The organism is Candidatus Cloacimonadota bacterium (assembly GCA_028706475.1).
GTDB lineage: Bacteria > Cloacimonadota > Cloacimonadia > Cloacimonadales > Cloacimonadaceae > UBA5456.
In genome coordinates, this window is record JAQWBI010000009.1 from 50,366 (window position 1) to 58,007 (window position 7,642).

Annotated in this window: 6 protein-coding genes and 3 tRNA genes; 8 read left to right on the forward strand and 1 reads right to left on the reverse strand. The window is 47.1% G+C overall.

Features of this window, described 5'->3' with window-relative positions:
- The first annotated feature begins 11 nt into the window (after positions 1-11).
- The 8 genes from PHF32_03225 (at position 12) to PHF32_03260 (ending at position 5,719) form a co-directional block, all read left to right on the forward strand.
- The gene (locus tag PHF32_03225) at positions 12-1,130 is read left to right on the forward strand and encodes a M20/M25/M40 family metallo-hydrolase (protein MDD4559743.1); all 1,119 of its coding nucleotides are present in this window, start codon (positions 12-14) and stop codon (positions 1,128-1,130) included.
- Between the two features lie 3 nt (positions 1,131-1,133).
- Complete coding sequence (dapB, locus tag PHF32_03230; protein ID MDD4559744.1) at positions 1,134-1,880, forward strand: 4-hydroxy-tetrahydrodipicolinate reductase; 747 nt, start codon at positions 1,134-1,136, stop codon at positions 1,878-1,880.
- Positions 1,874-2,653, forward strand: coding sequence for a diaminopimelate epimerase (dapF, locus tag PHF32_03235; GenBank protein ID MDD4559745.1), 780 nt, complete (start codon positions 1,874-1,876; stop codon positions 2,651-2,653). Before dapB ends, dapF begins: the two co-directional genes overlap by 7 nt.
- The gene (locus PHF32_03240; protein ID MDD4559746.1) at positions 2,641-3,255 is read left to right on the forward strand and encodes a helix-turn-helix domain-containing protein; all 615 of its coding nucleotides are present in this window, start codon (positions 2,641-2,643) and stop codon (positions 3,253-3,255) included. The genes dapF and PHF32_03240 overlap by 13 nt, the downstream gene beginning before the upstream one ends.
- A 635-nt stretch (positions 3,256-3,890) precedes the next feature.
- Positions 3,891-5,165 carry a YCF48-related protein gene (locus tag PHF32_03245; protein MDD4559747.1) on the forward strand — a complete coding sequence of 425 codons (1,275 nt, stop codon included), beginning with the start codon at positions 3,891-3,893 and terminating at the stop codon, positions 5,163-5,165.
- 277 nt (positions 5,166-5,442) lie between these two features.
- Positions 5,443-5,517: transfer RNA gene (locus PHF32_03250), tRNA-Lys, on the forward strand.
- Between the two features lie 9 nt (positions 5,518-5,526).
- Positions 5,527-5,601: transfer RNA gene (locus PHF32_03255), tRNA-Glu, on the forward strand.
- A gap of 42 nt (positions 5,602-5,643) precedes the next feature.
- Positions 5,644-5,719: transfer RNA gene (locus PHF32_03260), tRNA-Glu, on the forward strand.
- Positions 5,720-5,863: 144 nt separating this feature from the next.
- Here the strand turns inward: PHF32_03260 and PHF32_03265 are convergent.
- Positions 5,864-7,585 carry a cation:proton antiporter gene (locus tag PHF32_03265; GenBank protein MDD4559748.1) on the reverse strand — a complete coding sequence of 574 codons (1,722 nt, stop codon included), beginning with the start codon at positions 7,583-7,585 and terminating at the stop codon, positions 5,864-5,866.
- Positions 7,586-7,642 lie beyond the last annotated feature (57 nt).

Below are 7,642 nucleotides of genomic sequence, written 5' to 3' on the forward strand. Positions count from 1 at the left end.
CGAGGTCCGCAATGCAAAATGATGTTATCAGCTATTTTATGCAATTGGTGCGCATTGATAGCGAATCACTGAATGAGAGGGCAATGGCAGACACAGTCAAAAAGGATCTGGAAAGCATTGGTGCAAAAGTAGAAGAAGACGATTGCCACAAAAAGACGGGGGGAAATGCCGGAAACATCTATGCATATCTTCCCGGAAACATAGATAAACCTCCAATTTTATTCTGCGCTCACTTGGATACAGTAAAGCCCGGAAACGGAGTAAAACCAAGAATTGAGAATGGAACAATCTACAGCGACGGAATTACCATCCTGGGCAGCGATGATAAATCCGGCGTAGCGGAGATAATCATAGGTCTAAAGCGTATTGTTGAAAGCGGCATGGATCATGCTCCGGTGGAGATTCTCTTTACCGTTAGCGAGGAAATCGGTCTTTTGGGGGCCAAAGGTTTCGACAAGAGCCGCCTAAAATCTGCCTTTGGTTTTGCCTTGGATTCTCATCAGGTTGGCGAGCTTTTGATCGGCGCTCCTGCACAGAACTCGTATAAAGCGGTTGTTCACGGTGTGGAGGCTCATGCGGGAGTCGAACCGGAAAAAGGGTTGAATGCCATCCGGATAGCTTCTGAAGCCATTGCCGCCATGCCCATGGGCAGGATAGATTTTGAGACCACCTGCAATCTGGGTATTATCAATGGCGGTGAAGCCACGAATGTGGTTCCCAACAAGGTTTTCCTCTATGGTGAAGCTCGCAGCCACAATCCTGGAAAATTAGAACGTGTATGTAAAGATATCCATCATGCCCTGGAGAGCACCATAGCACGGTATGCGGAGCAGGGTGCTCGGCTGGAATATACTTGCGAAAAAGAGTACGAAGCCTTCAGAGTGGGCGAAAACGATCCCATAGTAATCTTGACCAAAAAAGCCTTGCAAAAGCTGAATATCTCCTGCCAACCTACAGTTGGCGGCGGCGGCAGCGATGCTAACATCATCTTTGCCACGGGTCTCCCGATGGTCATTACCGGAACGGGGATGGATAAAGTTCACACAGTTCATGAAAACATAAAAACCGACCAGTTGCTAAAGGGTACTGCCTTCATCGAGGAATTGGTACGTGTATATAGCGAAGGCTAAACAATGAACACAATCTGCCTGATCGGTTATGGCAAGATGGGCAGAATGCTCCATCAGTTGGCTCCGGACAAGGGCTTTGAAGTAGTAGGTATTATCGATCCAGCCTGGGATGGCGCTGTGCGAGAAATAAGCCCGGAAAGCCTGAATAACGCAGATGTTGCCATCGAATTCAGCCATCCATCCGTGGTGTTGAACAATTTGGAACGGCTGATCAAACTGAGGCAGACCTGTGTGATCGGTACCACTGGGTGGCATCAGGAATTGCCTCGCATCATGGAAAAAGCAAAAGCCAGCGGCATCGGCATGGTTTATGGCGCAAACTTCTCTTTGGGGATGAACCTGTTTTCCAGATTGATCGCAGATGCAGTGAAGCTGATGGACAAATTTGACGATTACGACCTTCTGGCATGGGAGCAACATCATGCTCAGAAAGCGGATAGCCCTTCCGGCACGGCGGTGGAATTGGCGAAACTGATCCTGGATAATAGCTCCCGCAAGAGCAAGGTGGTTTGGGACAGGCTGGAACGGCGCCCGGAAGCAGATGAGCTTCATTTTGCCAGTATGCGGGGCGGAAAGATACCTGGGACTCATGTCTTGGCTTTCGACAGCGAGGCAGATACCATTGAGCTAAGCCACGTAGTGCGATCCCGTGCAACCTTCGCTTTGGGTGCTTTACAGGCGGCAAAATGGATTGCCGGGAAAAAAGGTGTATTTAACTTTAAGGATCTGATAGCGGATATACTATGCTGATCCCTTTCATCAAGATGCAAGCTCAGGGCAATGACTTTGTAGTGTTGGATGTTTTTGAACAATCATTATCTGAGGTCGATTTTCATGCTTTGGCTATTGCTGTCTGCGAGCGTCATTTTGGAGTGGGAGCCGATGGTTTGGTGCTAATGTCTCCATGCCTGGAAGCAGACGCCCGGATGACAATCTTCAATAACGACGGGTCTTTAGCGGAAATGTGTGGCAGCGCTCTGCGCTGTGTGTCTTCTCTGATGATGCAAAAAACCGGTAATTGCGACTTGGATATCCTTACCGATTCCGGATTAAAGCATGCCCGGCGAGATGGGGAGAAGGTTACGGTGAATCTGGGTAAAGCCAGGCTACTACGCAAGGGCTATCCAGTGGAGCAATTTACCGGTGACCTTGTGAACATCGGTAATCCGCATTATGTGGTGTTTGTAGATAGCCTGGAGGACGATCCTCATCTGAAATATGGCACTATACTGGAAAACCATCCTGCCTTCGAAAAGCCCGTAAATGCTCATTTTATCAAGGTGTGCAACCGAGCCAGAATTCAGATGAAGATATGGGAACATGCCTGCGGACCTACTTTGGCATGTGGAACCGGAGCCGCATCCTCGGTTTTTGCTGGCATCCAGCGCGGTATTCTCGATAGCAAAGTGGATGTGGAAGTTCCGGGCGGTGAGCTGCAGATTGATTACCTTTGTGACGGCAGCCTCCTGCTTTCCGGTACGGTTGCGGAGTCCTTTCGGGGAAGCTATCCATGGAAAATCTAGGCAAGTATCTTCAGGAGACCAGAAAAGCCAAGGGGATAGACTATGCCCAAATCTGGGAGGATATCCGCATCGGAGAAGCTCAGATTCGCGCATTAGAAGAAAACCGGCTGTTCGACTTGGGTCATTATGGCTTTGTAAAAGTATTGGTTTACAACTATGCCCGCTATCTGGAAGCCGATTTGGACGCCGTGATGCAGGAATTCCGGGTGATGATGCCGGCAAACACCAAAAAGGAGTTCAAGCCCAGCAAAGTAGTGAAAGAAAAGAAGATAATGCTCTCCACAAACTTCCTCTGGACTGTGGGAATAGTGGTTATTGTGGCTATTTTGGGCTCAATCCTATTTCAGGGATATCGGCAGGGTTGGCTCAAAACACCGGATTTCTTTAGCAGGGAAGATAAGCCTCAGCAAAGCGAACCGGTAGAGGACGAACCGCTGGTAACGCGTGATAGCCTCCGGATTAGAATGCGCATATTGAGTGAAAGCATTCCCCAAAGCAACGTGATAACAAGTGACAATCATACTTTTCACATTGCTGCGGATACCACTGATTATATCGGCAATATCCTGGGGGAAAGCCCCGTAAACGTCCCGATTCACTAGTGTCATGTCAAGCATGGTGTGGTAATCTGCGAGTTGCCACAACGACCTAAGGGAGCTTTTGAATCATGCTCCTCATTCCCTTTGCCCTATGCAGTGTTGAAGCTGATATCAAGCCGTTATCATCCTGTGTTCACTCGATGATAACCCGATAATATCAGGTTCAAGTATCGATAAACCAGAGGAGGAATAAAGCTTTTGAACCGTTTGGTAGATTATCTGCCAAGTTCGAGTTTAACGGTCCAGTAGACAAACGACATTCGTACCTTGACGATTCACTAGCATTGTAGCTGTTTGTACTGTGCTGATTTAGCGAAATGGATTCCCTCGAAGTGGAAGAGTCCTACAGTATCCCTGTCTGGCTTACCCCGACTACGCATCCCAAGGGTCTCTCAAAGACATCCTGAGTGCGGCTTGGAAACTGCTCAGGTAGAGCTTTAGATGGATGTGAGATATCAGCTTATAAGTTTCTGTGACCTCGTTTATACAAGCTTTGGTGATGTGAACTGGAGTTTCGTAAGGACTCAAATCTATGTTTTGGATAATGGAGGGGATGTGAGTAGACAAATTGTTGCTTGACATATTCTCTCTGAATAATCCTATGGGAAAAACTGTGTTTACTACAGATTGAGGAGACTATGAAAAGAACAGTTATTTGTTTCGCTTGTTTTGTTTTGCTTTTATTGACGGCTTGCGGGGATAGCGGCACCGATCCCAATAAAGGCTTGCCGGTTATCGAAACCCTTCCTGTGTCTCAGATAGAGCTTGGCATTCCGAATATAAGTATCAAAATTATCTCTCCGGGCGATTCACCTCTTACCGAGCTGGCCCTATGCTGGGGTGAAAATCCCAATCCTGATCTTAGTGGAGACCATTATGACCTCGATCCATACTATGATGAGTATCCCTATACCATGTCTCACACTCTCTACGGACTGGAACCGGGAGCGAAAGTATACGTGAGGTCTTATGCCAAGAATGAGCATGGAGAAGTTTGGGGAAATGAGATCAGCTTCACGATGTTACCAATGCACTGGGACGTTATTGATCTGGGACAGAATTTTACCATCAACAGTATTCACTTTCATGATGCTAATAATGGCTGGCTCTGTGGTAGTAATGGGCAGGTAAAACAAAGCATTGATGGCGGAATGACCTGGTTCGACGTTAATACTGGAACCAATTCGTACTTGTCAGATATGTTTTGGCTGGATACCAATACTGGTTGGATTGTAGGTAGTCAGAACACAGTGCTCCGTACCACCAGCGGCGGCAGAAGTTGGCAGTTGATTGATGCCGGCACTGTCGAAAGCGAACAGTTCAGCGGCGTTTACTTTGAAGACACTTCAACAGGCTATCTGGTATCTATTTACGGAGCTGTGATCAAGACCACAGATGGTGGAGAAAGTTGGACACAGATACGTAATGAGGGTACCTTGTGTTTTAATGAAATCTGGGCACAAGGATCTACTATAATAATGTTTGGTCAGGGTTTACGCATCAGCAATGACGGCGGTGAAACCTGGACGACGGGCTTGAACACTAACCACGAGTACTATGGATACTTTTACCGGGAACCCGGATTCATGTGGGTGGTCGGAGAGGACAGTGATACAGGCGATGGGAAAGTGTATCGCACGGAAGACATGGGACAAACATGGAGTCTGATCAAACACTTGTGTGACTATACCATAAACGAAATCTGTGCCGCTCCAGGAAGCTCCAAGATGTGGTTTGTAGGTGATTATGGGTCCATTTACAGCTCCACGAATGACGGCCTTTCCTGGACAATGAACTACAACCTTCTTGGATCTGTAATGTTCAAAACTATCTGTGCGGTGGATGAAAACACAGTCTGGATTGGGGGATCCTTGGGGAGACTGCTAAAGCTGAAGACAGCAGAATCACAGTGAGTTTATGCAGTAGGACTAAGCTCCGGTCGTAACCGAAACCACCTTGCATTACAGGTGATGTAGATTGAGGCTATGGATGATCACGCCTTGTGGCACCGTATATCCATCATCATGCCTTGATCTTGGTTCATACAGGTATTGTGATGAGAACTAGATCATCATTGAAGTTACGATAAGGTATAAGATACAGTGCATCCAGTTATTTTTGGTTTGAGAATACTAAATGCTTGACAAAAAAACGCCGCTAAAAAAGTTTGGAAAAACATATTTAAAAATGGGTCCAGTAACTCAGTGGTAGAGTATCTGCCTTTTAAGCAGAGAGTCGATGGTTCGAGTCCATCCTGGATCACCAAATATTTGCGACCCCTTCGTCTATCGGTCAGGACTCAAGATTTTCATTCTTGCAAGAGGGGTTCGATTCCCCTAGGGGTCGCCAAATATATATAGAGCTAAGGTGCGTCTGCGCCTTTTTTATTGCGTCCCGTTCGTCTAGTGGCCTAGGACTCGTGATTCTCAGTCATGCAACAGGGGTTCGATTCCCCTACGGGATGCCATTATTTTGTCCGGAAGTATCAACCTACAATATAATCTCCAAGCATTACTATCTGCTATCTTGACCTGTCTTTGAATAGATCTTTATATTCTTTTTCGCTCGTACATGTAAAAAAATGCCGATCAGGATGCTTGGATGATTATTGTCAAACCTCCACATTACATTGCTGACAGGCGTTCAACTCGCTGCGGATGGTTGCCCACACAAAGCGGCGGTCTCTACTGGTTACCAGGTTACGGGCTTTCTGGTGATCCTGCATGGCGCCAGCGATGCCTTGAAGTATCTGTAGCTGGGCATTGGGAGATTCTTTGGGAGTGATGACCAACACTATTAAACGCACCAAGTTGCCGTCAGGACTGTCCCATTCCAGGCCTTGTCTGGTATGAAAAGCGAATACAAAGGATTTCTCCAGGTTTTCCAAGCGGGCGTGGGGAATGGCAATTGAGCCTCCCATGGCTGTGCTCATCTGTTCTTCCCGCAGTTTTATCTCGTGATAAATGGTGTCCCGGCTGATCTTGGTTTTTCGAGCCACGATACTGCTCATGTAGCGCAGCATCTCATCGCGGGTGCTGCTTTCTGAATCGATATATACATCGTCTTCGTCAAACAGGATGTCAAAAATGCTTCGTTTCAACTTACGCACGGTTTGAGACAGCCAGGGGCCAAAGACGATGGTTGAGATAATGGCAGCAGCAATGATGCTTACCAGTACTTTTTCGGAGATCAGGCCGCTGGAATATGCCAGCATGGCTACCACAATGTGCATTTGCCCGCCCGGAGTATGACTGATGGCGATCACGGAGAGATTGGATTTGCTTTGCCCAGACCACTTTGAGCCAAGATATGCTGCCAAATAGCGTGCTCCAATACCAATTGCGCTGATCACCAGTACCAGGAACCAATCGAAATTGGCGATAAAATCCAAGTGTAAACCGATGTTGGCAAAGAAAATGGGTACAAACACAGAATAAACTAGGCGATTCATCACAAAGCGGTCTTGTTCGGTGATGTGAGTGGTTTCACCCAGGATGGTTCCAGCAATGAAGAAACCGAATAAAGAGTGAATTCCGATGTTCAGGGTTGCAGCGCCAAAGATGGCACCCACTACCATGATAAAAGTAATCTTCAGACCGGAGTTTTCTCCCATATGGTTGTGGATAAAGGTCATAGCCTTGTCCACGACTCTTCGCAAAAGGGTCAGGCTGATGACGGTGAATGCCAGTGTAAGCAGTACTAAGCGGACGATAAAGCTGATCTCCAGCGATCCGTGAGCAAAAAGACCCAGGATGATAGTGAAGATCACCCAACCGGCTATGTCGTTGATAGTAAGAGCAGATAGGATCAAGAAACCCACATCAGTTTTCAGGATGTTCAAATCCCTCAATCCCCGAATGGCTACGGGGAGGGCGCTGATGGTCATGATAGCAGAGATAAACAGGGCAAACAGCACTCTTTGAGAGGGATCGGTAAGATAGCGTTCCGGCAGGAAATAGATGGGGACAAAGCACAGAATGATGGGCAAAACTAGATCTATTGCGGAGAGCTTGATGGCGTCTTTGCGTTGTTTCCACACACGGGAGAAATTGATCTCCAAGCCCGTCTCCATCAGCAGAAAAAAGTTGCCAAACCACGCCAGAGCTTCCAACATGGAGCGTTGAACTACATCATCGGGGAAAAGATAACTTTGCACCCCAGGAGCAAGCTTGCCTAATATGGCAGGACCCAAAACTATACCCACCAGAAGTTCTGCAGTCACACTGGATTGCTTCAGTTTCTCGAAGAGGTAGCCTGCGATCTTGCAGAGCCCCAAAAGCAATGCAAACTGGATGAGAAACAGCATCAAATGGTGTTCTGTAATAGGTCCCATCAATTCTCCTATTAGGTTACACTAATCAAGCATTGGCGGTCATTTGACCTTTTACAT